Below are 22,935 nucleotides of genomic sequence, written 5' to 3' on the forward strand. Positions count from 1 at the left end.
TAGACCTGGGTCGGGCTGGAGTACCAGCCGCCGGGACTGGACATGCTCAAAGCCTCTTTGGCTTGAGCGACGGGCGTTCGTGCGTTACCTCTCGGGGCGTCCACCGCCGTAACAGATACGCCGCCGCCCGGTCGCTCGGGTGGCGGTTTCTGTCAGGCGGCGGTCCTTGCCGCCTCCCAAGCTTCAATCTCCGCCAGCTTCCAGCGGGTGCAGCCGGGTGACAGGGAAATGGGTTTTGGAAAGGCGGGGTCCGCCTTGACCCAACGCCACAGTGTTGTGCGGTGAACGCCATAACGCGTAGCGAGTTGCGTGTCAGCTAGATATGCCTCGGCCATTTCTGTACATCTCGAACGATTGCGATGAACTGCAACATGATGCGGGCGGACGGGCACTGTCGTGGATCAACTCCGGTGTGGGTTTTTACCCATCCGAACTTCCAAGGTGCCGAAGAAATGACGGGTTAGGGCGGCGGCGCCTTCTTTGGGTCCAGACCCGTTTGACTGCTGAATAGCTGTCCGGCTGTAGTCGCAGGAGGCCGAGCCCTTCAGCTACAGCATGGCAGGCGCTTGTGCCCCGCTCCTCATCGGCTGATGTTGCTTTCAGCCCGCGCCATTGCACCACTTCAGAAATCAACGTCGAGATTGCTCGATCTCTATCTATCGTGGCGAACGGATACTTTCCTTTCTGCTTTGGCCTTTCTAGCTGGCCCGTGAGCGCCAGGAATGCCCACTCACGCATCTGTTCGGGCACTAACCTTCCATATTTGGCGCAATCGGCAACTATGCGAAGCAAGGCATCATGGGCCAGAGGGTCATGCTCAGCCGACTGGAGAAGATTTGCTGCCGCCCTTTCTCTATCCTTGGTGTCCATAATGATAGCGTGCTCAATGCTATCTCCGCGGGAGCCCGCGATGCCCGCATACAGCGACGTCAGTGATCGATACGGCGGCGTGGCCTTCCCAAATTCAACAATCAATTCTCTTCCGTCGCTGTACATCCTTGCTTCGCAATCAATGCAGAATGGGCCAGCCCTGCGGCGACATTCGCAGTTTGGATTGCCGTCGAACTGTCGAACGACATAGTCAACTGCGCATCGGTAGCATCCGGTAGCCTGACAGTTACAGACTCGGTAGAGGCTCAAGCCGATATCCTCGCCACATTTACATTGCTGTGTCGTGAAGCAGCCAAGAAGTCCGACCAGTCACGCATCATGCAGCGACGCTTCTCGACCATGTCGCTCCGCCGATATGCCCGCTCGACTTCGCTGCCGACCGTGTGCGCTAAGGAAATCTCGGCCATATCGGACGGGTAGGTCGTCCGCTCGGCCACCCAGTCACGGAACGTGGAACGCAGCCCATGCGGCACGGCTGGTTGCCCGGTCCGGCTGTCCAGCCAACCGGACTCGCCCGCTTTCACGGCATCTGCGTGCATCCTGCGCATGACGGCCGACAGGCTCATGTCCGACAGCGCACCGCCGCGCGGGGCGGGGAACACCAGAGGGCTACTCTCCTGCCGGGGCAGGGCGCGTAGAAGGGCCACTGCCTCGCGCGTGAGCGGCACGCGATGCTCCCGGCCCGCCTTCATGCGCTCAGCCGGAATTGTCCACATGGCTTCGTCCAGATCGACCTCGGACCAGAGCGCGCCCCGGACCTCGCCCGACCGCACAGCTGTCATCGCTGCGAACTCCAGCGCCCGCGCCGACATGCCGTCCCGCGCGCGCAGAGTTGCGAACCAAGCGGGCGCATCCTTGAGGCTGACAGCCGGGTAGCTCTCCGCTTTCGCTACCTTGTCGGGCTTGGGCAGAAGGGCCGACAGGTTGTGCTTCCATCGCGCCGGGTTCTCGCCCTTGCGGTGCCCCGCGACCGTGGCCCAAGCCAGAACGGCCTCGATTCGGCCCCGCAGCCGAGTTGCCGTTTCGGTCTTGGTCAGCCAGATCGGCTCCAGCACGGATAAGACGTGGGCAACCTCGATGTCCTGCACCAGCATGTCACCCAGCACGGGCTTCGCGTAGGTGTCCAAGGTGGAGCGCCATTGCGCTCGATGCTTGGGATTACGGAACTCCCCTTCCTTGCTCGGAAGGTAGCGGTCCACCGCAGCCGAGAACGTCAGCCCTCGACGCTGAGCGGCTGTCAGAGCAGAGCGGGCCGCCTTGCGCTGCTCCACGGGATCGACGCCGGCCCGGATCATCAGACGCGCCTCCCGAGCTTTCGTCCTGGCGTCGGATAGAGAAACCTCGGGGTAGCCGCCCAAGCCGATCTCTCGCCGCCGCTCCCCGACCATGGTCCGCAGGAGCCACGTCCGTCCGCCACCCGGAGTAACTTGCAGCATGAGCCCCGGCACTCCGCCCACCGGGAACACGGTGTTGCCGCTCCCGCCGGGATGACGGAGGCGCTTGACCTCCACAGCGCTCATTTCTCGTGCGACCTTTGGCATCCCGTTACCCGCCATAATACCCTCCATAGGATATGCGGATGGGTGCAACTGACTGCAACGGAATTCTATAGGGTGGCTGGATTATATTGAAGCATCATAAGGCTATGCGCGACGGACTGCGACAGCCTGATACAGGTTTTTGGCGGCCTGTCTCTCCGCCACTAATCCCCATGCTCTATGGTTAAACCTGATAACCAGCGACGCCTTCCAGCGACGCCGGATCCATTGCGCGATCCGGGTGGGGCTGCATCTGCAATCATTCAGGCGACCTGACGAGGCATGTCCACGTCCATGCCGGCCGGGACCCATCTTCCCGCCTCATGCCGGAGCAGGCCTCGGGTCCCGCCGTGCATGGCGTAAAGCGAGAGCCAGGCGTTGTCGAAGAGGGCCCGCACGTCCGGGTGGCGCTCAAGCACCGCCGAGATGGCCTCGGGCGGAGCCTCAAGGACCACCACGAGTCGGCCGGGCTCGTGCCGGAGCCGGTCGCCGTCGTGGACCGACTGCCAGGGCAGGCCCACGCGCAGCAGCCCGCCATTGCCCTCCACGACCCCCAGCCCTCCGGTGACGTTGTGCAGGAGCTTGTTGCCGGCGCCGAAGACCTCGGGCGCCACGGCCGAGCCGTGATACTGGAGGGCGATCCAGCTTGCCACGACAACGGGGGCCGTCAGGATCAGCTCGAGCGCGGCGAAGCCGTCGTCGCCCCGCCAGTCGTAGCTGTGCAGGAACGCGCGCCCCCCGAGATCCCATCCGGCCGTGCGGGCACGCGGCGCGGCAATGAAGGCGCTGCACCCGGCCAGGCCCCATTCGGGACGGAGCTCGGCCCAGTCGGCACCCCGCCGGCGCAGGGTCTCGGGGTTGGCGGCGCGGGGAAGGCGCGCCGCGCGCTCGGTCCGCGCCAGCCGTCCGGCGGTGGCAAGAGCGTCATGGAGGCGGGCGAGATCTTGGGCATGGCCGGGTGCGGGATGGTCGTCGAAGAGGCGCAGCGCGTCCGAAACCGTGTCGTGCTGCCCCGCGACGAAGAGGGTGTCCGCCGGGATCTCGATCCCGACCTCCCGCAGGCCGGCGCGAGTGGCGGGCTCGTTCAGCAGCCCGGCAAGGAGGCGCGCGTTCACATCCCCCGCATGTCCGCCGCAGGCCCCGCATTGAAGCGCGCTGGCGTGGGGCATGTTCGTGACCGTCGAGCCATGCCCGGCCAGCAGCACGACCCGCGCGAAGTCCCGGGTCAGCGACATCGCTCGCAGGATCCTGGCTGCGGCGGTGATCCTCTCGCCCGGGGCCAGGTCGAGCACCGGGGCCGGCTCCGGCCTGGTCTGGGCGGGGTGGCCCAGCGCGTCCCGCACCAGCTTGGCGGCGTAGAGCGGTCCCGCCGCCTCGATGAAGGCGAAGGACGACACGGCGGCCGTCTGGAACCGGCCCCAGGCCCGCACGGCGCGGCGGTGCAGGCGGAGTTGGGTGGTGGCGGCGGACGCGGCCGAGGACGTGCTCTGCACCACGGTCGGGATGAGGGCCGGGCCCCGCGCCTCGGCCAGGTCCGAGGCCATGGGGCGGTGATGTGCGGCCAGACCGAAGAAGCCGGCGAAACCCAGCGTGGCGATCCCGGGATCGGCCGTCTCAAGGGCGCGGCGGAACACCTCGGAGCGCACGTCGATGCAGAAGACGGCCTGGATTGCGGGCCGGCTGGCCGTCGAGGTCGGGGCCGGGGCCGCCATTTTCTCGGTCAGCCAGCGCTCGGCCGCACGGTCGGCCGCCTCCTGGAGCGCGAGGTCGATGAGCTGGTCCTCGCTGGGCACGAGCGGTCTCGCGTGCTCCACGAGGGTGCGGGTCCAGTCGGCCGCCACCTCGTCGCGGTACCGGTCCAGGAGCGCGGCCTCCCATACGAGGCGAATCGCGAGGAGGTCCAGGAGGGAGCCGTCGTGCCGCCCCTCCAGGCCCGCCTGCCAGTCGAGGCCGCGCGCGAGCTGCGACCACCCGCCCAGCGCCATGTGGAGGCGGTGGAACGCAGTCGGCGCGGTGTCCGGGCCGAGGCCAAGGGTATCGGAGCCCTCGGCAAGGGCGGCGCAGGCCGACGGAGCCAGTGCCGCGACCCGAGCCGCGAAGCCCCGCAGGCCTGCGATCTCGGGCGTCAGGTCATGGCCAGCAAAACCGTGCCAAGACGCAAAGGCGCCGATGCGCGGGGCAGGCCAGAGCGTCTGCCCGCGGTCGAAGTGTCCCGCCGCCCAGAGCCCGATGCGTTCGGCGACCAGGCCGGGCCAGTCGATCCCGGAGACGCGGGCAGCAAGGTCGGCCACAGTCGGCAGCGGCATGAGCGCGGGCGTCGGACGGCCGGCGGCGGCACGGAGGCTGGCGGGCGTCCCGGGCAGGCCGGTCACAGCGAGCGCCGCCGCGAGGTCCGCATCGGTGATCTCGCCTTCCGCGATCATACGCGCATAGGTCGCCCGGGGCTGCGCGAGCGAGACCCCGGCGACCCTCGCCAGACGGGCGGAGGCGGTCGCGCGGCTCTCCCCGACCTGGCCGAGGAACGGGTTCACGGCGACCGTCGCCTCCAGCGGGAAGGCAGGTGGAACCTGCCGCCCGGCCTCCTCGGCGACAGCAACGAGTTCGAGCACGGGGCCGGGCAGGGCGGACGCAGGGATCATGGCCGGATATCCTTGGGCGGATTGGACAGGGACCAGCCGCCGAGCCAGCGGTTGGTGAGAGCGTTGAGGTAGAAACCGTTCGCGACATGGACCCGGAGGCCCGCCGCGGCCGGGTGCCCGGCCCAGAGCGGCAGGGCCGCTTGCGCGACGGCGACGACGCCGAAGGTTGCGACGGCCAGGACCAGGACGGCCCAGCCGAGCGCATCGGGTTCGGGAGTGGGCGGCAGGGTGCCGGCCGTCAGGGCCTCGGCGCCGGTCTGGAGCGCGAAGTAGGCCAGGGTGGCGCCGACCGACATGGCCAGCGTCCGGCGGGTCAGCGCCCGGGGCGCGGCGTCGGCAAGTCCCTGGGCGATCAGATAGGCCACGCCGAGGACGAGGATGCTCCCCAGCGCGATGGCCTGCGGCGGCTTGCTCGCCAGGCCGACGGCAAGGCCGAGCACGACGTAAAGGCCCAAGGCCAGACCGAACGCCTGGAGGATGGGGCGGGCTCCCGGCACGGCGACTGGACCGGGCCGCCGGATCGCGGCCACGGCGTCCACGGCCCGGCCCGAGGCGAGGAAGGCGTGGGCCTTGTAGAGCGAGTGCGCCACGATGTGCAGGAGTGCCAGCGGGAACAGCCCGAGCCCGCATTGCAGCACCATGAAGCCCATCTGCGCGCAGGTGCTCCAGGCGAGGGCCGTCTTGACCGCCGGCTGGGTCAGCATCACCACCGCCGCCAGAAGCGCGCTGAACCCACCCAGAAGCGCCAGCACGGCCAGCACGCCCGGCGCCGCGAGGAGCACGTCGGCGAAGCGGATCAGCAGGAAGCCCCCGGCATTGACCACGCCGGCATGGAGCAGGGCCGAGACGGGGGTGGGCGCTTCCATCACCTCGGTCAGCCAGCCGTGGGTCGGGACCAGCGCGGACTTGAACACCGCCGCCAGGCTAAAGGCGCCCGCGGCCCAGAGAGCGGCCGGGGGGACGTGGCCCTCGCGGGCTTGCCCGAGGATCTCTGCGACATCCCCGGTGCCGTAGGCCACCAAGAGAAGGCCCGCGCCTGTGGCAAGAGAGATGGTGCTGATCAAGCCGGTCAGCGCCTTCTTCCGAGCTGCACGGCGGGCCGCCGGGCGTTCGGGGTAGAAGAGGAGGAGGCGGTCAACTGCCACGCCCACGGCAGCCCAGGCGAGCACCAGTTGCCCGAGGTTGCCCGCGGTGACGAGGCCCAGCACGGCGGCGAGGGCCAGGCTCATCCAGGCCAGGAAGGCGGCCTGCCGGGGCTCGCCGTCCAGCGCGATCGCGGAAAAGCGCAGGACGACCCAGCCCACGAACGCCACAAGGAGGAGCATCGTGACACTTACCGCATCGAGCCGGACAGAGAGGCCAAGCCCGCCACCGCCGATGAGCGGGCTCGTGGCTGGCCCATGACGCGCGAGCCATATGGCCGAGGCGACGCCCAGGATCATCGCGCCGAGTGCAGCCGCCTCGGGCCAGCGGAGGCGCCGACCGGCACGGGGCGGGGGTCGGAGCAGAAGGTCGATGGCCATCGCAACGAGAAGAAGCGGGGCGAGAAGGGGGAGCAGGAGCACGACAGGGTTCCTTCGGTGGCCTGCCCCGGACGTAGACGTTCCGCGTCCCCGTTAAAAATGCATTGTATTTTCTTGATCGTTCGATAAATCTAAACCATGGGCGAGCTGAACTACCACCACCTGCGTTACTTCCGGGCGGTTGCTCATGACGGGAACCTTACGCGCACCGCCGAGAAGCTGAACGTCACCCAGTCGGCCCTGTCGGTGCAGATCCGTCAGCTCGAGGCCCGGCTCGGCCACGACCTCTTCGAACGGCGGGGCCGGCAACTCCACCTGACCGAGGCGGGGCGGATCGCCCTCGATCACGCCGATGCCATCTTCGGCGTCGGCGAGGAGCTCGTGGCGACGCTCGCCCGGCGCGGCGGCACGCAGCAAGCCCTTCGCATCGGGGCGCAATCCACGCTGTCGCGGAACTTCCAGATGGGCTTCCTGCGGCCTGTCCTGGGCCGCGGGGACGTAGAGATCGTGCTCCGCTCGGGCTCTGGGCGGGAGTTGCTGGACGCGCTCCACGCGCTGTCGCTGGACGTCGTGCTGACCAACGCCCCGCCAGCCGGAGAAAGCCCTCTCCTGATCCACAAGATCGCTGACCAGACGGTGAGCCTCTTTGGCACGCCGGCGCGGGTCGCGCATGGTTCGCTGCGGGACGTTCTCATGGCCGAGCCGGTGATCCTGCCAACCGAGAGCTCGATCCGCACGGGATTCGACAGCCTCGTCGCACGGCTGGAGGTGCGCCCTCGAATCGCCGCGGAGGTGGACGACATGGCTATGGTGCGCCTGCTCGCGCGCGAGGACGCGGGGCTGGCTGTCGTTCCGGCGGTGGTTCTCGCCGATGAGCTGGGGGCCGGCCTTCTCGCGGAGGCGCCGTTCCCACTCGGCATCTCTGAGCCGTTCTACGCGGTCACCGTGGAGCGGCGGTTCCCGAACCCGCTGGTGCAGGCGCTGATCGATGCGTCGCGGCCGGCAGAGGCAGGCATCCTCGGCGGGTAGCCAGATGCCCGTTGCCCAACTGTCGCACCACGTCCCAGCAACTGTGTGCGACCTATGAGAACACCTGACGGAACCGTTCGACCTGGTCGAGGCGGTTGAGGGCGCAGCCGATCCGCGAGGGCCTCCTGGAAATCGGCGCGCCGCTCGTGAGCCGGATATCCGGCCGACGGAAGCGGTTGGCCCAGGCGAGCGTCGCCTCGGGCGCGCCTTAGGCTGCGCGGCCCGCCCGGGTGAAATGGGCGTCCAACTCGTCCTGGCCCGGGCCCATCTCGAGGGCAAAGCCCACCGGGCGCGTCGGTCGGCGGGCGCTGGATCGTGCAGCGACCTTTGCCGGTGCAACCGGGGCCGGAGCGGCTGCGACCACGTCCCCGTCGGCGGTGCGGAAGAACGCCACGGTGGCGCGCAGCGCATCAGCCTGCTGGGCCAGTTGCTCGGCGGTGGTCGAGACCTGCTCGGAGGCGGCGCTGTTCTGCTGCGTGACCTCGTTGAGCTGTATGATGGCCGTGTTCACCTGCGCGGCTCCGGTGGCCAGCTCCTGGTTGGCATTGGCGATCTGCGCCACCAGATCGGCCGTGCGCTCGATCTCGGGCAGGAGCGCCTCCAGGCTCTCGCCGGCGGCCGTGGCCTCGCGCAGCGTCTGCCCGGACAGCTGGCTCACCTGGCCCGCAGCCGTTTGGCTGCGCTCGGCAAGCTTTCGCACCTCGGAGGCAACCACGGCAAAGCCGCGCCCGTGCTCGCCCGCGCGGGCTGCCTCCACAGCCGCGTTGAGCGCCAGCAGGTCGGTCTGGCGCGCGATCTCCTGGATGATGAGGACCTGCTCGGCCACCGTCTTCATGGCGGCCATGGCGCGGCCCGTGGTCTCGCCCACCGTCCGGGCCCGCTCGGCCGAGGAGCGGGCGATGGCCTCGGTCTCCTGGGCGCTGTGGGCCGTCTGCTTGATGTTGGCCGCCATCTGCTCGACGGAGGCGGACGCCTCCTCGGTGGAGGACGCCTGCTCGGTCGCACCCTGGCTCAGCTGGGTGGATGTGGCCGCCATCTCCACCGCGCCGCTCGCCACCTGGCGGGCGTTGTCGCCGGCCTCCGAGGCCACCTCGCGCAGCCGTTCCACCATGCCGTTCAGCGCCTGGCAAACCTGGCCCACCTCGTCGCGCGAGGTCACGTCGACCGTCGTGCGCAGGTCGCCCGACGAGACGGCCTCGGCCAGACGCGCGGCCCCGCTCAGGTTCCGGCGCAGGCGAGCGCCATAGAACAGCACCAGCGCCAGCGCCAATGCCACGAACAGAATGGAAAGCCCGGCGGTGCCCAGCGCGATGGTCCGGGACAGGTCCAGGGCTTCGGCCGTCAACCGGGAGGCCTCCTGCTCCTGGTATGTCGTCAGCTGTCCCAGAGCCTCGCGGAAGGGCTTGGTCTGCGCGTAGTACACGTCATCAAGGAGCCTGCGGGCCGCGCCCTGATCGTGCGATTTCACGATGGACTGAAGCTGCCCGGCGGCATTGTCGGCGTCAGCCTTGTAGCCGACGGCGTCGGCCACCATGCGCTTTTCATCCTCGGTCAGGTAGGTCGCGGCATAGGCGTCCCAATCCGACGAACCTTGCTGGAGCGCCGCTGCGATCTTCTGATCGGCCATCTCCCAGGTCATGTCGCCGTCCAAGGCTTCCTTGAGAGCCAGCGGCATCTCGACGGCGTAACTGTCGTGGACATGCTTGAGCTCGACCATGGGCATGACACGATCCTCCTGGATCGATCGCATGCGTGCCGTGATCGCATTGCTGCCGAAATGGCCGACAACAGAGATGATCACCATGGCCACCACCGTAGTGGATTGGATCATCAACATCCTTGCCGAGACGCTTTGGAATAGGCTTCGGCCGTGTGGGGTTGCGCTGCGCAAGTCTGATTTCTCCGTCGGCGTCCGAGCCGATCCTGCTGAGTGGAGTTCAGCCGGTGGTCACGACGTCGCGAGAGGCGAATCGCTATCGTCGCCTGCAATGCAGCTTTGAGATCCGGCCGAATGGCTCAGCCAGATTTGCAAAGAAGTTCTAATGAAGAGCTAAGGACGACGCCCTGAAAGGCAGGATGCTTAATTTCCAATCAACAGGAGAATTGATCGAAAAGGAACGGGCGCCATCGCTGGCGGTCGCGCCGTGGCGGGTTTGCTGACCGGCGAACTTATCGGGCGCCTTGGGCCACGGATGACGGATCGAGCCTGCGGGTTCATTGTGCTCCCCTGGACGATGTCGGACTTCGCGGGCCCGCTGCCAGTCCGCTCGGCATGGCTCGGAGATGGTCCGCAGGGCGTTCGGGTGCGTGTGGGATGCCGCGCCGCCAGGGAAGATCGTGCCTAGCCGCCAGCCTTGCATCCGAACCCGGGCCTTCGTCGTCAGGTCGGCGAACCGTGGAGACGATGGAGAGGGCGGTGCGTGCAGGAAGTCCGGGGCTGACCGCCTTTGCAGGCCAACCCGGCGGAGGGCCGTTCGGCCCTTCCTTGAGGCATGGCCAACCGTCAGGGGTGACCCCGGGGGCTGACAACCTGCGGTGGCCCAGTGCGCATGGACGGGGCTTGCGGCCGTTCCGTTCCCCGGGCGCGAGCCGGGCTCAGCGGTCTCGATCTTGTTCGAAGGTCGAGCGTGATCCCGGTTGCGGGTAGCCCGAGAACTGGACGGAGCCCCTTGCGCGGCGTCCCCTTACCCCTTGATCCCCAGTGCGTCCGCAGCCCGTTGCGCCGCCTCGATGGCGCCGTTCACGTAGCCTGGATCGGTAGGGCTCGTTTCGCTTCCCGCGAGCGTGAGGCGCGCGGCCCAGGGGCCCTCGACCCAGGGGCCGGGGGCCGGGGCGGGATGGCCGCCGTCGCCGAGGTCGCGCGCCGTGGTGGTCAGCGGCTCGGTGGCCCAGTCGGCGATCCATGCGGCGCGGGGGTGCCCGGCGGCCTCGCCGAAGAGGCGCTCGAGCTGGCCCAGGCAGGCCTCCGTCAGCGCGGCCTCGCCCATGGCGGCGCGGCTTCCCGCCCCGACGCCCAGAAAGCCGAGAAGCGCCGCCTGACCCGAGGCGGTGGTGGCGTCGTGGATCTCCACGAGCGGTCCCACGAGGCTTTGGGCGGTGCCCGACAGCCCCGCCTCGCGCCAGAAGGGACGGTCGTAGACCGCGAAGAACTTGGCATGCGGCGCCATCCAGGTGGGCGTGTCGCGCCAGCGCCGGGCCGTGGCCTCGTCCAGCGCGGGGCTGAAGGTGACCGTGGCCTCCAGGAGCCGGGGCGGCAGCGCGGCGATGACGCGGTCGGCGGTCACGGCCTCCGCGGTCCCGTCCGGGTGCTCGACCGCAAAGCGCACCCCGTCCTCGCCCAACGTCATGGCCGTCACCCGCGCCCCGAGCCTGACACAGCCCTCGGGCAGGTCGCGGGCCAGCGCGGCCACCAGCGCCCCCGTGCCGCCCACCACGCGCATTGACGGGTCGGCCGGTGCGTCCCCCGCGCGCCGGAACCGCTGGGGCGCCTCGCGCGACATGCGGTGGAACACCACGTCGCCCTCGCCGTGCTGGGGCATGAGCGCCAGACCCAGCTCGGCCACGAGCGCGGCCAGCGCGGGCTGCGCCTCGGGCCAGACCCAGGAGGCGCCCAGGTCGAAGCCATCCGAAGCGGGGCGGCCCTGTTCGTCCACGGTCTGGATGCGGCCCCCGATCCGGTCGCGCGCCTCGAGGACGAGAACGGACACGCCGGCCCGATGCAGGAGGCGCGCGGCGCTCAGCCCGGCCAGTCCGCCGCCGACGATGGCGACTTGGGTGTGCAGAGTCATTCGGTCAGACCTCATCAGGAATTGCCGGGCATCGGCAGGACATCGGGGTGCCGGAGCGGGGCGTCCTTGAGCCAGACCTGCGCCCCTTCGGGACCGACCGCGGCCGTCAGCGCCTGCCCGGCGGGCAGCCGGCCCCAGCTCGGCGCAGGTGCCTGGGTCCCGTTCAGCGTCAGGCGGCCCGACAGCACGACGAACTCAAGGCCGCGGCCATTCTCGACGGTCACCGACGCATCGGGACGCCAGTGCTCGACCGAGACCCGTTCGGCGCCGTCGTTGAAGAGGACACGTGCGGCGGTCGCGCCATCGCGCAGGGGGACGGCCTCGCCCTCGCCGGGCTGGCGCACGATCTGGGCGTGGTCGCCTTCGCGGTGCTGCCAGAGGCGCACGAAGATCACGCAGCCTTCGGCCGCCGCCGGGCTGTGCGAGGTCCCGGGCGGGTTGCGGAAGTAGCTCCCCGCCGGATAGTCGCCGTGCTCGTCCTGGAAGGTGCCCTCGAGCACGAGGATTTCCTCGCCGCCCGAGTGGACATGAGCGGGGAAGGCGCTGCCCGGGGCGTAGCGGACGAGGGAGGTGGCCCGCGCGACCTCGCCGCCTTCGCGGTAGAGCATCTTGCGGTCCACCCCGGCCGCCGGGCTTGGCACCCAGTCGAGCCGGCCTGCCTGAACCAGGACAGTCTTGGTCAGGTCGTCATTGATGAGCATCGGTCGAATCCCCCATGGTCAGCACCATCCGGAACGTGGCGTCGCCGGATCTCATTCTGTCATAGGCCGTCTGGGCGCGCTCCAGGGGCAGCACGTCGATCAGGGGCCGCACGCCGGTCAGCACGCTGAAGTCGACCGTGCGCTCGCTCTCGTAGGGCGAGCCGGTGATCGAGCCGACCCTCCCGCGCTCGCCGCCCACCACCGCATGGTCCGGGACCCAGCGAGCCGCCGGATCGGCCTTCTCGATGTTGCTCGCGTCGGCGTCGCAGATGCCGCAGGCCTCGACCGCGATCAGGATCTCGCCCGGCGCGGGACGGGGCACGGGCCGCTCGACGATCTCGAACCGGCCGGGTGCCGCCACCTGCATGGCATGATACGTCGCCCTCATGCCGCCTGCTCCCGCCGGGGCCGCAGAGCCCCAATGGCGCAGGTCAATCGGGCGATCGCCTCGTCCAAGGTCGCTCGGGGGCAGCCCAAGTTGATGCGCATGTACCCCTCCCCTTCGGGCCCGAACTTCTGACCCTTGTCGAGCCAGAGACGGGCCTGGGTCAGCATGAACCTGTTCAGGTCCTCGGCGTCCAGGCCGAGCCCCCGGCAGTCCATCCAGGCCAGATAGAGCGAGTCCGCCGGCAGCACGCGGAGGCCGGCGTTCAGGCCGCTGACCGCCGCCGCGAAGTGGGCATGGTTCGCCCGCACGTAAGGGAGAAGCTCCTCGAGCCAGGGCTCGCCGTGGGTGTAGGCGGCCTCGGCGGCGACAAGGCCCATGACGTTCACCAGCGGGGCCATGTTGCGGTCCTGCTGGCGCCGGAACCCCTCCCGCAGCCGCCGGTCCGGGATGAAGATGTTCGCGCATTGCAGCCCCGGCAGGTTGAAGGTCTTGCTGGGCGCGGTGCAGGTGATGCTGTTCCGGGCAAACCCCTCGCCCAGGCTGGCGAAGGGCACGTGCCGCAGTTCCGGGGCCATGATGAGGTCCTGATGGATCTCGTCCGAGACAACCAGGACGCCATGCCGGGCGCAGATCTCGCCCATGCTGCGCAGCTCGGCCTCGGTCCAGACGGTGCCGGTCGGGTTGTGCGGATGGCTCAGGAGGAAGATCCGGGTGTTCGGGCGGATCGCCGCCTCGAACGCCGCCTCGTCGTAACGGTAGCCGCTCTCGGTCCGCACCAGCGGCGCAGGGTGGGGGATGCGGCCGTTCAGCAGCGCGTCGTCGCGGAAGTGCCCATAGACCGGCGGCTGGATCAGCACGCCGTCGCCGGGGCCGGAAAAGGCCTGAAGGATGATCTTGATCGCCGTGATGACGCCCGAGGTCTGGACGACCCACTCGGGCGCGACCTCCCAGCCAAAGCGCCGCGCCTGCCAGCCGACCACGGCCGCGACGCAACTGGCCGGGCTGCCGTTCGGGTAGCCGAAGACGCCCTGCCGTGAGGCCTCCACCAGCGCGTCGATCACCGGCTGCGGCGCGCGGAAGTCCATGTCGGCCACCCACATCGGCAGCGGATCGGCGGCAGCCTCGTCCGGGGCGAGCATCGCCTTCGCGCCATCCCACTTCATGGAATGCGACGTGCGGCGGTCGATCACCTCGTCGAAGCAGTTCAGGTGGCCGGCAACGTTCATCGGGAACCTCGGTGGGGCCGGAGGCGGCAAGGGGACGTTGACCCGGGCCTACCAGAGGTCCAGCATGAGCAGAAATGGCATGATCTCATGCATGCATGAAGGATGTGCATAATGCTCGACCGTCAGCATCTGGCCCTGATCCGGGAGGTCAGCCGCGCAGGAAGCGTGACGGCCGCCGCCGACCGCCTGAACCTGAGCCAGTCCGCGATCAGCCATGCCATCGCGAAGCTGGAGGACCGCCATCAGGTCCGGGTCTGGCGCAAGAAGGGCCGGAGCCTGGAGCTCACGCAGGCTGGCGCGTATCTCCTCGACTTGGCCGAGCGCCTCCTGCCCGAGCTCGAGCACGCCGAGCGCGTGCTGGCCGACATCGCGCGCGGACGACGGGGCGCGTTGCGGATCGGCATGGAATGCCATCCTTGCGAGAAGTGGCTGATGCGGGTGACCGCGCCCTATCTGGCCGCCTGGCCTGACGTGGATCTCGAGGTTCGGTCGGCCTTCCGCTTCGATGGCGTGGCCGCCCTCCAGAACCACGAGATCGACGTGCTCGTCACGCCCGACCCGGTGGCGGGGCCGGATCTGCACTTTGCGCCGGTGTTCGACTACGAACTGAGGCTGGCGGTCCGCAGCGATCATCCGCTGGCCGGACGATCCTTCGTCGAGCCATCGGACCTGACCGGAGAGGATCTGCTCACCGTGCCGGTCCCGATCGAGCGGCTCGACATCTATACGCGCTTCCTGATCCCCGCCGCCTGCCGCCCCGGACGCCGGGTGCCGGTCGAAAGCCTCGACCTGATGCTCCAGCTGGTCGTGGCCGGGCGCGGCGTGAGCGTGCTGCCGGACTGGCTCCTGCGAGAGATGGCGGTGGGGATGCCCATCGCCACGCTCGGCATCGGAGCGGGGGGACTCCAGAAGAGCATCAACGTCGGCCTGCGCCGGTCTGACCTCGGGACGGACTACGTGGCCGGCTTTCTCGCTGTTGCTGGTGAGGTGCGTCCCTGACTCCAGGGTGCCCGCTGGGCGGGGCTGGCGCCCTTGGCCGCTGCGTCGGAGACGTGGCGTGCCCCAGGCACGGCGGCCCGACGTTTGGTCCTGAGAGCCCCGGCGTCTCGGTGGAACTTGGAATGTGGCAGTTCCGACCGAGTCCGACATCACCTTGGCGCGAGGGGCCGGGCTGCTGTGCTGGCCGTCGTCGGGCTTGCGGCCGATGCTGCCGCCCGGACGCGCTTGGGGCCGGTACGTGGGAGTGCTGTGGCGTGAGATGCCCGAGACCGCGCGTCCAGGGTGGGAAGGGCGTCATTGCGGGCGGGCGCGAGGGCGCGGGTCCAATCGGCCGAATCGATCTCACGAAAGGCCACGGCATGCCGGCCCAGGCCAATGGCCGGGCTGTTGAAAGCCTGTCGCACGCCCTGCGGTGCGGCGGGTCGAGAGCCCTATCAGAAATGCCCACCCGCAGGGAACATCGCGCCTCACCCCTGGTTAGGTGGGCTTGGTCCGCTGTTCAGTGAAGGGCTGGGTTGTGACAAGGTACGACGCCGCCCCGGGCTGGCCCAGGGCGACAGCGAGATGGCCCGCCGCCCTCGTGATCACGCCTGGGCGGCCACTCGGCTTGGACGAGTGCGGGTTGGTGGCGGAGCCTGCGCCCCGCCGTGGACCTGACGCGTGCCAGAGGCTATCCCATCATGCTGGCCCGGTAGGGCGGGGTTCGGCCAAGACGACAACGCTCCTCCTTCCGCTCGCGAGAGCCAAGGCCCCCGGCGTCCTCGGCCAGCTGATTTGCAATTGCCCCGTCCATTCCCGCGCGGACGCGGGCGAGGCGATGACCGTGGAGGACAGGCACAGGGTGCCGGACCCCGACAGGCGCGCGGAGGCAGCGTGGTTCACCGGCCCCTTCGGCCCGGCGCGGGACCGGGCGGACGCGGCGGCTGGGGTCATGGCGGTTGTGTTCGCGGCGACCGAGAGGGTGCCCGCCCTGCGCGAACGTGAGGAGCGCCTGGCCTTCCGCGTTTGGGCTAGGCACTGCGCGCGCTTGCGGGATCCGTCGGGTTCCCGGGCGTTGTCAGCGGGGATGTCGGAGGCCGCGTCCGTGCTGGCCGATATGGCCATATCAGGACATGCCGACGTGCCTCGCGCTGCCCGGCGTGAGGGACGGATGGACGTCATTCGCAACCTTGGGCCCGGCGCGGACGGCGTGCAGCGGCTGCGGGTCGACCGTCGCGCGATCGGGGTGGCCGTCCCCAGGCCGGAGCCCAACGGTCTCCGCGCGGCCCGCAGGGAGGTCCTCGTCCCACGTTGCCGCGGTCATGGGCGCGAGTTGATCGACCGTGTTGCCGCATCGGCTCGGCGCCAAGACAGATTACGCGCTCACGCCCGGGGGGGTGCGAGGCGCGCCATCACGCTGCCCATCCCGTCCACGCAGGGCGGGGGCGGCCCAGCCAGGGAGGACGCCTATGCCTGAGATGGAATCGCCGAGCGCAGGCTGGGCCGCGTCCCCGTTCCGGGGTCGTCGCGTGCTCGTCGTGGAGGACGAGTACATCCTGGCCAAGGACCTGCGCGAGGAGCTGGAGCGCGAGGGCGCCGAGATCCTCGGTCCGGTCCCCACGGTGGCCGAGGCCCTTGACCTGCTGAAGAGCGGTCCTCCGCCTTCCATGGCCATCCTCGACATCAATCTCCAGGGCCAGATGGCCTGGCCCGTGGCCGACCGGCTGCGCGACATGGGCGTGCCGTTCATCTTCGCGACCGGCTACGAGGCCGCCGCCATCCCGCCCGCCTACGCCGGCGTCCCCCGGGCCGAGAAGCCCGTCGCCGTACGCGACCTCCGCCCTGTCTGAGAATGGGGCAGGGCGCCGGGCCGGGACCTGAGCATAAGCCCCGGCATCCTGACGGACTCCCGACGCTGGTGCCGCACGCGTGCCACGCCCGGCCACATGATGGGAGGGGACCGCCCTTCCCTCCAGGGGGATGCCGGCCAGCTGCGGCCTTGCAGGATCCTGACGGATCAGTTCGTGCGAGGCGCCCCCGGCAGGCTTTCAGCCCCACGGTCTCGTCGACAGGTCGTGCCGCGTCGCGGATCGGGGCGGAGAGTTCCGGCGCGCCGTGTTCCCGCCTGACCCGACCTGGGTGAACGCACCTTTGTTCATGCCGACCCCTGGCGGTTGTCAGTTCGCCGCCTTCGCTCTCCCGATCCGGCCCACCGTGGTTTCACGGTGCCTGCCGATGGCCCGGAGGCGCTCGGGCCAGCCGGGGGCGTCCTCTGCGCATCGAAGGCTGCGGCGACTGAGGTCCGACCTGTCAGGACGGTCGCGCGGGAAGGCGGCTCTGCGCGGTCCGGCGGGTTCCGAGTGCTGTGTCGTTCGAGGTTGACGGCCATGGCGACTTGCAAAATTCGCACGGGAACACAGGTGCCGTTGTCACACAGGCGTGTCTCATCTTGGAGCCGGTCACATGAACATCCCATCCGCCGCCCCCTCGGGCGTCTTCAAGATCGGCAACGAGATCCCGGTCCATCGGCTGGGCTTTGGGGCCATGCGGATCACCGGCCCGGGCATCTGGGGCGAGCCCAAGGACCGCGGGGAAGCCTTGCGGGTCCTGCGCCGCCTGCCCGAGCTGGGCGTCAACTTCATCGACACGGCCGATTCCTACGGACCCTTCGTGAGCGAGGATCTCATCGCCGAGGCGCTTGCGCCATATCCGGACATGCTGATCGCCACCAAGGGCGGTCTGACCCGGACCGGCCCGAACGTGTGGCCGCCGGTCGGGCGGCCCGAATATCTTCGCCAATGCGTGCTGATGAGCCTGCGCCGCCTCAGGCAGGAGCGGATCGGCCTTTGGCAGCTGCATCGCATCGATCCCAAGGTGCCGCGTGACGAGCAGTTCGGGGTCATTGCGGACATGATCGGCGAAGGGCTGATCGCCCATGCGGGCCTGAGCGAATGCGGCGTCGAGGACATCGAGGCGGCGCGGAAGGTGTTCCCCGTCGCCACGGTGCAGAACCGCTACAATCTGGCGGACCGGGGCAGCGAGGCGGTCCTCGATTACTGCGAACGCGAGGGGATCGGCTTCATTCCGTGGTTCCCGCTGGCGGCGGGCGATCTCGCGCGGCCCGGCGGCGCCCTTGACACCATCGTCCGACGGCTGGGCGCGACGCCCAGTCAGGTGGCCTTGGCCTGGGTCCTCAGGCGCAGCCCCGTGATGCTGCCGATCCCGGGAACGAGCCAGGTGGCCCACCTGGAGGACAACGTCCGCGCGGCCGGCATCGAACTCACGGACGAGGACTTCGCGGCCCTTGACCGGCAGGGCCGCGCCTCGCCGGGGTGAGCCGCCTCGCCGAAGGACATGCCCGAAGGGGGAGGGGCACCGGCCTAAGCAGGGCGTCGCATCGGTTGGCTCGACCGGCGATGCCGGCGAATCCAGAACGGCAACCGGTCAGTGATTCCGTCCCTTCGTGACAGGGCCGCCGATCCCGGCCACCGCGGGGCAAGAAGGGCGCAGGTTGCCGACCGGTCTGGCATGGCACTGAGGCATCTCATCGCGGCAGCCCGGATTTGCTCCTCGCTTGGCGCGAAGCTACTAGGCTCTAGGTTGCGTTTTCGTTCGGTTCGTTGTCTGCATGATCCCCACGTGCGCGGTGGGATCGTCGTTTCTGGATCGTAAGCGGCGGGATGAGATCGGGAGCGAGGCACCGAATGAGCGAACTGATTGGCAAACGGGTGCTGATCGTTGAGGATGAGCCCATCATTTCGATGCTGCTCGAGGACATGATCGATGATCTCGGCATGACCGTGTCGGCGCGGGCCGCGACGCTCGCCGAGGCGCGGGAACTGGCCCGCGTGAATGTCTGCGACGCTGCCATCCTGGACATCAACCTCCGTGGCCAGATGAGCTACCCGGCCGCCGAGATCCTGGCGCTTCGGGGGGTGCCGCTGGTGTTTGTCACAGGCTACGCCCGCGACCAGGTTCCGCCCCTGCTAGCCAATGCTCCGGTGTTGCCCAAGCCCTACCAGGCGGACCAGATCGCGGCTGCGCTGGCCACCGTACTCGGCACCCGAGGGGCGCCATGCCGTCCAGCATAGGGGTGAACGAGGGCGGCCCGACGGGCGAGCCCCAGGGCCCCGGCGGCGGCTTCGACTCCGAGACGGGCGCCATAGGTCAGGTCGCGCCACCCGTCGCGGTCGACAGCTCGATCGAGAAGGACGTCTCCCGGCACGATATCTTCTTCGCCGCCGTCGAGGCGACGCGGATGCCGATGATCGTCACCGATCCGCGCCAGCCCGACAACCCGATCGTCTTCTGCAACCCCGCGTTCCAGCAGATGACCGGGTATACCTTCGAGGAGATCCGGGGCCGCAACTGTCGCCTCCTGCAGGGACCCGACACCGACCGCACGGTCATCGACGAGTTGCGGCAGGCCATCGACCAGCGCCGCGAGATCGCGGTCGAGATCCTGAACTACCGCAAGAACGGCTCGGCGTTCTGGAACGCCCTGTTCATGTCGCCCGTCTTCAACCAGGACGGGGAGCTGGTCTACTACTTCGGCTCGCAGCTCGACGTGTCGCGCCGCCGCGATGCGGAGGACGCGCTCCGGCAGGCGCAGAAGATGGAAAGCCTGGGCCAGCTGACGGGCGGCATCGCCCATGACTTCAACAACCTTCTCCAGGTGATCCTGGGCTACCTCGACGGGATCAAGGCCAAGGGCGTCACCAACGATCCCGCCTATGCCGAGGCCGCGCTGGACGCGATCGGCCTGGCCGCGACGCGAGGCGCCACGCTCACCAACCAGCTCCTGTCCTTTGCCCGCAAGCAACGGCTGGACGGGCGGCTCGTGAACCTGAACGCCGTTGTGGCAGGCTTCAAGCCCCTCATCGAGCGGACGGTCGGCGGCACCATCGCCATCGAGACCCGGCTCGACCCGGCCTTGGCCAACACCAAGGTCGACACCACCCAAGCCGAGCTGGCCCTTCTCAATGTCCTGATCAACGCGCGCGACGCGATGCCCAACGGGGGCCGGATCATGGTGGAAACCGCGATGCGCGACATCGCGGACGAGGATCGCGGACATTTCGGTGAGCTGGGGGCCGGTCGCTATGTCACGCTGTCCATCACCGACACCGGGACCGGGATTCCGCCCGAGATCCTCAAGCGCGTCACCGAGCCGTTCTTCACCACCAAGGAGCAGGGCAAGGGCACGGGGCTGGGCCTGTCGATGGCCTACGGCTTTGCCAAGCAGTCGGGCGGCATGATGCGGCTCACCTCCGAGGTGGGTCACGGGACCACCGTGCGGTTCTTCTTCCCCGCCGTGCAGCAGTCGCCCGAGCCGCGGGGCGCGCAGCCTCCTCGTCCCCTGGATCAGCGCGCCGGGACCGAGGTGATCCTGATCGTCGAGGATCAGGAGGATGTGGGGCAGCTGGCCCAGTCCGTGCTCGAGGATTTCGGCTACAAGGTCCTGCGAGCCCCGGACGGGCTGGAGGCCATGGATATCCTCGAGGGCGACGAGCGCATCGACCTGCTGTTCACGGACCTGATCATGCCGGGCGGCATCAACGGCGTCATGCTGGCCCGCCGAGCGCGGCAGGCCCGGCCGCGGCTGAAGGTGCTGCTCACCACGGGCTATGCCGAGCTGAGCTTCGAGCGCGAGACCGCCGGCGGCTCCGAATTCGATCTCATCAACAAGCCCTACCGCCGTTCCGAGTTGGCCGCCAAGGTGCGTCAGGTTCTCGATGGACCGACCGGCGTAGGATAACGCCGCGGCGGCCGCACGGCCATGCTGCCGCGTTCCCGGGCCATCAGCCCGCCCGAGCTGCGGGCCTGATCCATGCTTTCGGCGTCGTGCGGGTGGCGGACCGATTGCAACCGGGGCGAGCGCGCCGGGTATCCCCCAAGCCACGCCCATGCTCATGCCAGAAGTGGGCCGATGCCTCCCAGCGCTGACGGTGGCCTGCGCGGAGAGCCGACCGTGCAGGGACAGGACGGCGCGGCGCGCAAGGTCGTCCCGGGCTCTTGGTCGATCCTCACAGTCTTGGGGTAACGCGCCGTGCTGCCGCGTGGATTTGGCTCGGCCCGAACCAGCTCTGGCCAGTCCTGGAAACGTGACTCGATTGGGCTCGGGATCGATGGCTTCTGCGTCCGGCACAACGTGGAGACAGGCATGGGGCTGGTGATCAATCCAAGGGGCACGAGCGGCGCGGGCAAGACCTGGCTCGTGCGCGAGGTCATGGCGGCAAGCTGCCGTGCCGGGGCGGCGGCCATGCCGGTGTGCCGCAAGGGCCGGCATCGCCCCATCGCCTGGCGGTTCGCGCCTACTTGGAGGCAGCGGCCATTGGCCGTCATCGGCCACTATGATGCCGCGCGCGGCGGGACCGACACGATCCCCCAGACGGACGGTGGCCTGGACGAAGCCTTTCGGCTGGCGCGCTCTCTGGCCACGGAAGGACATGACGTGCTGATCGAAGGCTATCAGCTGAGTGGGGAGGTGGAGCGAACCACGGTGCTGGCGCAGGCTCAGGCCGCCCGCGAGCGCCGGCTCCATGTGCTTTGGCTCGACGTGCCCCTGGAGCGTTGCGTGCGGAACGTGGTCTCCCGGCGCCGGGCTGGACGCGGCGCGTATCAGGCGATCGAGCGCACTGTCCGGGCGGGCCACGATGCGCTGGCGACAGCCTGTCAGGCTCTGCGCCACGAAGGGGTGGACATCGAGCGGCTGGACAGTGGCGCGGCGTTGCATCGGACCCTGGCCCTGCTGGGCCTCGACCCGGCTCTGCTCGCTGGGCCGGAGGCGCGCTTGCCTGTCGGTGAGCCCTCAGCATTCGTGGATCAGACCGCCTGGGCGTGGCGTCACGACGTGCAGCGTTGAATGCCGAAAGTCCGCCCTACGTGGCGGCCAGACATGCCGAATCCGGACACAGCGGGCCGGGTTCCGATCACGACCATTCACTGACGAAGGAAATCTGCTACATGGCCGATCCAAAGCCCGGAACCGCGCGTCCGTTGCCGTCACCCCCGCCCGGCGGAGGCTTGCGGCCCTTTTCGATGCTGCGGACCTTCCTGGACGGCCAGGCGTCGGGCGGGATTGCCCTCATGGCGGCCGCGGCCCTCGCGATCCTCGTGGCGAACTCCCCCCTGGCGCCGGCCTACTTCGAGGCGCTGCACGCCTATCTGGGGCCGCTCAGCCTGGCCCACTGGATCAACGACGGCCTGATGGTGATCTTCTTCCTGGTGGTCGGGCTGGAGATCAAGCGCGAGGTGCTGGACGGGCAACTGTCGACCTGGTCGCGCCGCATCCTGCCCGGTGTCGCCGCCCTGGGCGGGATGGCGGTGCCCGCGCTCGTGTTCCTTTTCTTCAATGCCGACGATCCGACCACGGCCCGGGGCTGGGCCATTCCGTCCGCAACCGACATCGCCTTCGCGCTGGGGGTGCTCTCGCTCCTGGGCTCGCGCGTGCCCACGTCGCTGAAGGTCTTCCTGACCGCGCTTGCCATCATCGATGACCTGGGCGCGGTGCTCATCATCGCCGTCTTCTATTCGGGCGACCTTTCGCTGCCGCATCTGGGCGGAGCGGCGGCCGTCCTTGCCGGGCTCGTTCTCCTGAACCGCCTGGGCGTGACCCGGCTCTGGGCCTACCTCGTGCCTGGTGTGGCCCTGTGGTGGCTGGTGCTGGGCTCGGGCGTCCATGCCACGATCGCGGGCGTGCTGCTGGCCCTGACCATTCCCCTGCGATCGTTCCCGGGCCGCCCCGATGACACGGACCATTCGCCCCTGCACCGCCTGGAGCACGCGCTCCACCCGTGGAGCACCTTCCTTATCATCCCGGTGTTCGGGTTCGCCAACGCCGGCCTGTCCTTTGCCGGGCTCACGATGGAGGCGGTGACGAGCGATCTGACGCTCGGAGTGGCGCTCGGCCTTCTTCTGGGCAAGCTGGTCGGCGTCTACGGCAGCGCCTGGGCCGTGATCCGTCTGGGGCTCGCCGACGTGCCCATGGGGGCGGGCCGCCTCCAGCTCCTCGGCGTGGCCCTTCTGTGCGGGATCGGCTTCACCATGAGCCTATTCATCGGCCTTCTGGCCTTTGCCGACTCCGCCCTCCTGCAGGAGGAGGTCAAGGTCGGCATCCTGGCCGGCTCGCTCCTCGCGGGGCTCCTGGGCTGGAGCGTGCTCAGGGTGGCGCCCCGGGACGTGCCGGCGCCCGAACCCGCCGTGCGCTAGGACCTGCGCCCGGCCGGCATGGC

General features: G+C 69.2%; 18 protein-coding genes. 8 read left to right on the top strand and 10 right to left on the bottom strand.

Features of this window, described 5'->3' with window-relative positions:
• Window positions 1-152: 152 nt before the first annotated feature.
• From J3P31_RS21795 to J3P31_RS01565, 5 genes are all read right to left on the bottom strand, one after another.
• Complete coding sequence (locus tag J3P31_RS21795) at window positions 153-335, bottom strand: helix-turn-helix transcriptional regulator (protein ID WP_210526613.1); 183 nt, start codon at window positions 333-335, stop codon at window positions 153-155.
• A gap of 85 nt (window positions 336-420) precedes the next feature.
• Window positions 421-996 carry a hypothetical protein gene (locus J3P31_RS01550; RefSeq protein ID WP_210526615.1) on the bottom strand — a complete coding sequence of 192 codons (576 nt, stop codon included), beginning with the start codon at window positions 994-996 and terminating at the stop codon, window positions 421-423.
• Window positions 997-1,136: 140 nt separating this feature from the next.
• Window positions 1,137-2,432 (bottom strand): tyrosine-type recombinase/integrase, encoded by a 1,296-nt coding sequence (locus tag J3P31_RS01555; RefSeq protein ID WP_210526855.1) that lies wholly within the window; start codon window positions 2,430-2,432, stop codon window positions 1,137-1,139.
• A gap of 260 nt (window positions 2,433-2,692) precedes the next feature.
• Window positions 2,693-5,068 (bottom strand): YbcC family protein, encoded by a 2,376-nt coding sequence (locus tag J3P31_RS01560; protein ID WP_210526617.1) that lies wholly within the window; start codon window positions 5,066-5,068, stop codon window positions 2,693-2,695.
• Window positions 5,065-6,591, bottom strand: a complete 1,527-nt coding sequence (locus J3P31_RS01565) for a proton-conducting transporter transmembrane domain-containing protein (RefSeq protein WP_210526856.1) — start codon at window positions 6,589-6,591, stop codon at window positions 5,065-5,067. The genes J3P31_RS01560 and J3P31_RS01565 overlap by 4 nt, the downstream gene beginning before the upstream one ends.
• 138 nt (window positions 6,592-6,729) lie before the next feature.
• On the opposite strand from J3P31_RS01565, the gene J3P31_RS01570 reads away from it, so the two are divergent.
• The gene (locus tag J3P31_RS01570; RefSeq protein WP_210526619.1) at window positions 6,730-7,620 is read left to right on the top strand and encodes a LysR family transcriptional regulator; all 891 of its coding nucleotides are present in this window, start codon (window positions 6,730-6,732) and stop codon (window positions 7,618-7,620) included.
• 208 nt (window positions 7,621-7,828) lie between these two features.
• On the opposite strand, the gene J3P31_RS01575 is transcribed toward J3P31_RS01570, so the two are convergent.
• The 5 genes from J3P31_RS01575 to J3P31_RS01595 all read right to left on the bottom strand — a co-directional run bounded on the left by J3P31_RS01575 (window position 7,829) and on the right by J3P31_RS01595 (window position 13,723).
• Complete coding sequence (locus J3P31_RS01575; protein ID WP_438270251.1) at window positions 7,829-9,457, bottom strand: methyl-accepting chemotaxis protein; 1,629 nt, start codon at window positions 9,455-9,457, stop codon at window positions 7,829-7,831.
• An 847-nt stretch (window positions 9,458-10,304) separates the two neighbouring features.
• Entirely contained in the window at window positions 10,305-11,408 is a 1,104-nt protein-coding gene (locus J3P31_RS01580; protein WP_303645117.1) for a flavin monoamine oxidase family protein, read from the bottom strand.
• 14 nt (window positions 11,409-11,422) lie between these two features.
• The gene (locus J3P31_RS01585) at window positions 11,423-12,109 is read right to left on the bottom strand and encodes a cupin domain-containing protein (RefSeq protein ID WP_210526632.1); all 687 of its coding nucleotides are present in this window, start codon (window positions 12,107-12,109) and stop codon (window positions 11,423-11,425) included.
• Window positions 12,096-12,497 (bottom strand): hypothetical protein, encoded by a 402-nt coding sequence (locus J3P31_RS01590; RefSeq protein ID WP_210526634.1) that lies wholly within the window; start codon window positions 12,495-12,497, stop codon window positions 12,096-12,098. Before J3P31_RS01590 ends, J3P31_RS01585 begins: the two co-directional genes overlap by 14 nt.
• The gene (locus J3P31_RS01595) at window positions 12,494-13,723 is read right to left on the bottom strand and encodes a MalY/PatB family protein (protein ID WP_246849200.1); all 1,230 of its coding nucleotides are present in this window, start codon (window positions 13,721-13,723) and stop codon (window positions 12,494-12,496) included. The genes J3P31_RS01590 and J3P31_RS01595 overlap by 4 nt, the downstream gene beginning before the upstream one ends.
• 111 nt (window positions 13,724-13,834) lie before the next feature.
• On the opposite strand from J3P31_RS01595, the gene J3P31_RS01600 reads away from it, so the two are divergent.
• The 7 genes from J3P31_RS01600 to nhaA all read left to right on the top strand — a co-directional run bounded on the left by J3P31_RS01600 (window position 13,835) and on the right by nhaA (window position 22,912).
• A complete protein-coding gene (locus tag J3P31_RS01600; RefSeq protein WP_210526635.1) occupies window positions 13,835-14,722 on the top strand; it encodes a LysR family transcriptional regulator in 888 nt (295 codons plus the stop codon).
• A 1,448-nt stretch (window positions 14,723-16,170) separates the two neighbouring features.
• A complete protein-coding gene (locus J3P31_RS01605; protein ID WP_246849199.1) occupies window positions 16,171-16,551 on the top strand; it encodes a response regulator in 381 nt (126 codons plus the stop codon).
• A gap of 613 nt (window positions 16,552-17,164) precedes the next feature.
• Window positions 17,165-18,037 carry an aldo/keto reductase gene (locus J3P31_RS01610; protein ID WP_210526637.1) on the top strand — a complete coding sequence of 291 codons (873 nt, stop codon included), beginning with the start codon at window positions 17,165-17,167 and terminating at the stop codon, window positions 18,035-18,037.
• A 368-nt stretch (window positions 18,038-18,405) separates the two neighbouring features.
• On the top strand, window positions 18,406-18,792 hold the full coding sequence (locus tag J3P31_RS01615; RefSeq protein WP_210526639.1) for a response regulator: 387 nt from the start codon (window positions 18,406-18,408) through the stop codon (window positions 18,790-18,792).
• Window positions 18,777-20,459, top strand: a complete 1,683-nt coding sequence (locus J3P31_RS01620; RefSeq protein ID WP_210526640.1) for a histidine kinase famiy protein — start codon at window positions 18,777-18,779, stop codon at window positions 20,457-20,459. Before J3P31_RS01615 ends, J3P31_RS01620 begins: the two co-directional genes overlap by 16 nt.
• A gap of 405 nt (window positions 20,460-20,864) precedes the next feature.
• Window positions 20,865-21,566, top strand: coding sequence for a hypothetical protein (locus J3P31_RS01625; RefSeq protein WP_210526641.1), 702 nt, complete (start codon window positions 20,865-20,867; stop codon window positions 21,564-21,566).
• A gap of 101 nt (window positions 21,567-21,667) precedes the next feature.
• A complete protein-coding gene (nhaA, locus tag J3P31_RS01630; protein ID WP_438270252.1) occupies window positions 21,668-22,912 on the top strand; it encodes a Na+/H+ antiporter NhaA in 1,245 nt (414 codons plus the stop codon).
• The last annotated feature ends 23 nt before the right edge of the window (window positions 22,913-22,935 follow it).

Source organism: Rubellimicrobium arenae, from assembly GCF_017916275.1.
Classification (GTDB): Bacteria; Pseudomonadota; Alphaproteobacteria; order Rhodobacterales; family Rhodobacteraceae; genus Rubellimicrobium; species Rubellimicrobium arenae.

Excerpts from the sequence above, each read along its gene's own strand:
- J3P31_RS01560 (WP_210526617.1), bottom strand. The coding sequence starts at position 5,068 with ATGATCCCTGCGTCCGCCCTGCCCGGCCCCGTGCTCGAACTCGTTGCT.
- J3P31_RS01580 (WP_303645117.1), bottom strand. The coding sequence starts at position 11,408 with ATGACTCTGCACACCCAAGTCGCCATCGTCGGCGGCGGACTGGCCGGG.
- J3P31_RS01615 (WP_210526639.1), top strand. The coding sequence starts at position 18,406 with ATGAGCGAACTGATTGGCAAACGGGTGCTGATCGTTGAGGATGAGCCC.
- J3P31_RS01550 (WP_210526615.1), bottom strand. The coding sequence starts at position 996 with ATGTACAGCGACGGAAGAGAATTGATTGTTGAATTTGGGAAGGCCACG.
- J3P31_RS01575 (WP_438270251.1), bottom strand. The coding sequence starts at position 9,457 with ATGTTGATGATCCAATCCACTACGGTGGTGGCCATGGTGATCATCTCT.
- J3P31_RS01610 (WP_210526637.1), top strand. The coding sequence starts at position 17,165 with ATGAACATCCCATCCGCCGCCCCCTCGGGCGTCTTCAAGATCGGCAAC.
- J3P31_RS01590 (WP_210526634.1), bottom strand. The coding sequence starts at position 12,497 with ATGAGGGCGACGTATCATGCCATGCAGGTGGCGGCACCCGGCCGGTTC.
- nhaA (WP_438270252.1), top strand. The coding sequence starts at position 21,668 with ATGGCCGATCCAAAGCCCGGAACCGCGCGTCCGTTGCCGTCACCCCCG.
- J3P31_RS01600 (WP_210526635.1), top strand. The coding sequence starts at position 13,835 with ATGCTCGACCGTCAGCATCTGGCCCTGATCCGGGAGGTCAGCCGCGCA.
- J3P31_RS01570 (WP_210526619.1), top strand. The coding sequence starts at position 6,730 with ATGGGCGAGCTGAACTACCACCACCTGCGTTACTTCCGGGCGGTTGCT.
- J3P31_RS01565 (WP_210526856.1), bottom strand. The coding sequence starts at position 6,591 with ATGGCCATCGACCTTCTGCTCCGACCCCCGCCCCGTGCCGGTCGGCGC.
- J3P31_RS01605 (WP_246849199.1), top strand. The coding sequence starts at position 16,171 with ATGCCTGAGATGGAATCGCCGAGCGCAGGCTGGGCCGCGTCCCCGTTC.
- J3P31_RS01625 (WP_210526641.1), top strand. The coding sequence starts at position 20,865 with ATGGGGCTGGTGATCAATCCAAGGGGCACGAGCGGCGCGGGCAAGACC.
- J3P31_RS01595 (WP_246849200.1), bottom strand. The coding sequence starts at position 13,723 with ATGAACGTTGCCGGCCACCTGAACTGCTTCGACGAGGTGATCGACCGC.
- J3P31_RS01620 (WP_210526640.1), top strand. The coding sequence starts at position 18,777 with ATGCCGTCCAGCATAGGGGTGAACGAGGGCGGCCCGACGGGCGAGCCC.
- J3P31_RS21795 (WP_210526613.1), bottom strand. The coding sequence starts at position 335 with ATGGCCGAGGCATATCTAGCTGACACGCAACTCGCTACGCGTTATGGC.
- J3P31_RS01585 (WP_210526632.1), bottom strand. The coding sequence starts at position 12,109 with ATGCTCATCAATGACGACCTGACCAAGACTGTCCTGGTTCAGGCAGGC.
- J3P31_RS01555 (WP_210526855.1), bottom strand. The coding sequence starts at position 2,432 with ATGCCAAAGGTCGCACGAGAAATGAGCGCTGTGGAGGTCAAGCGCCTC.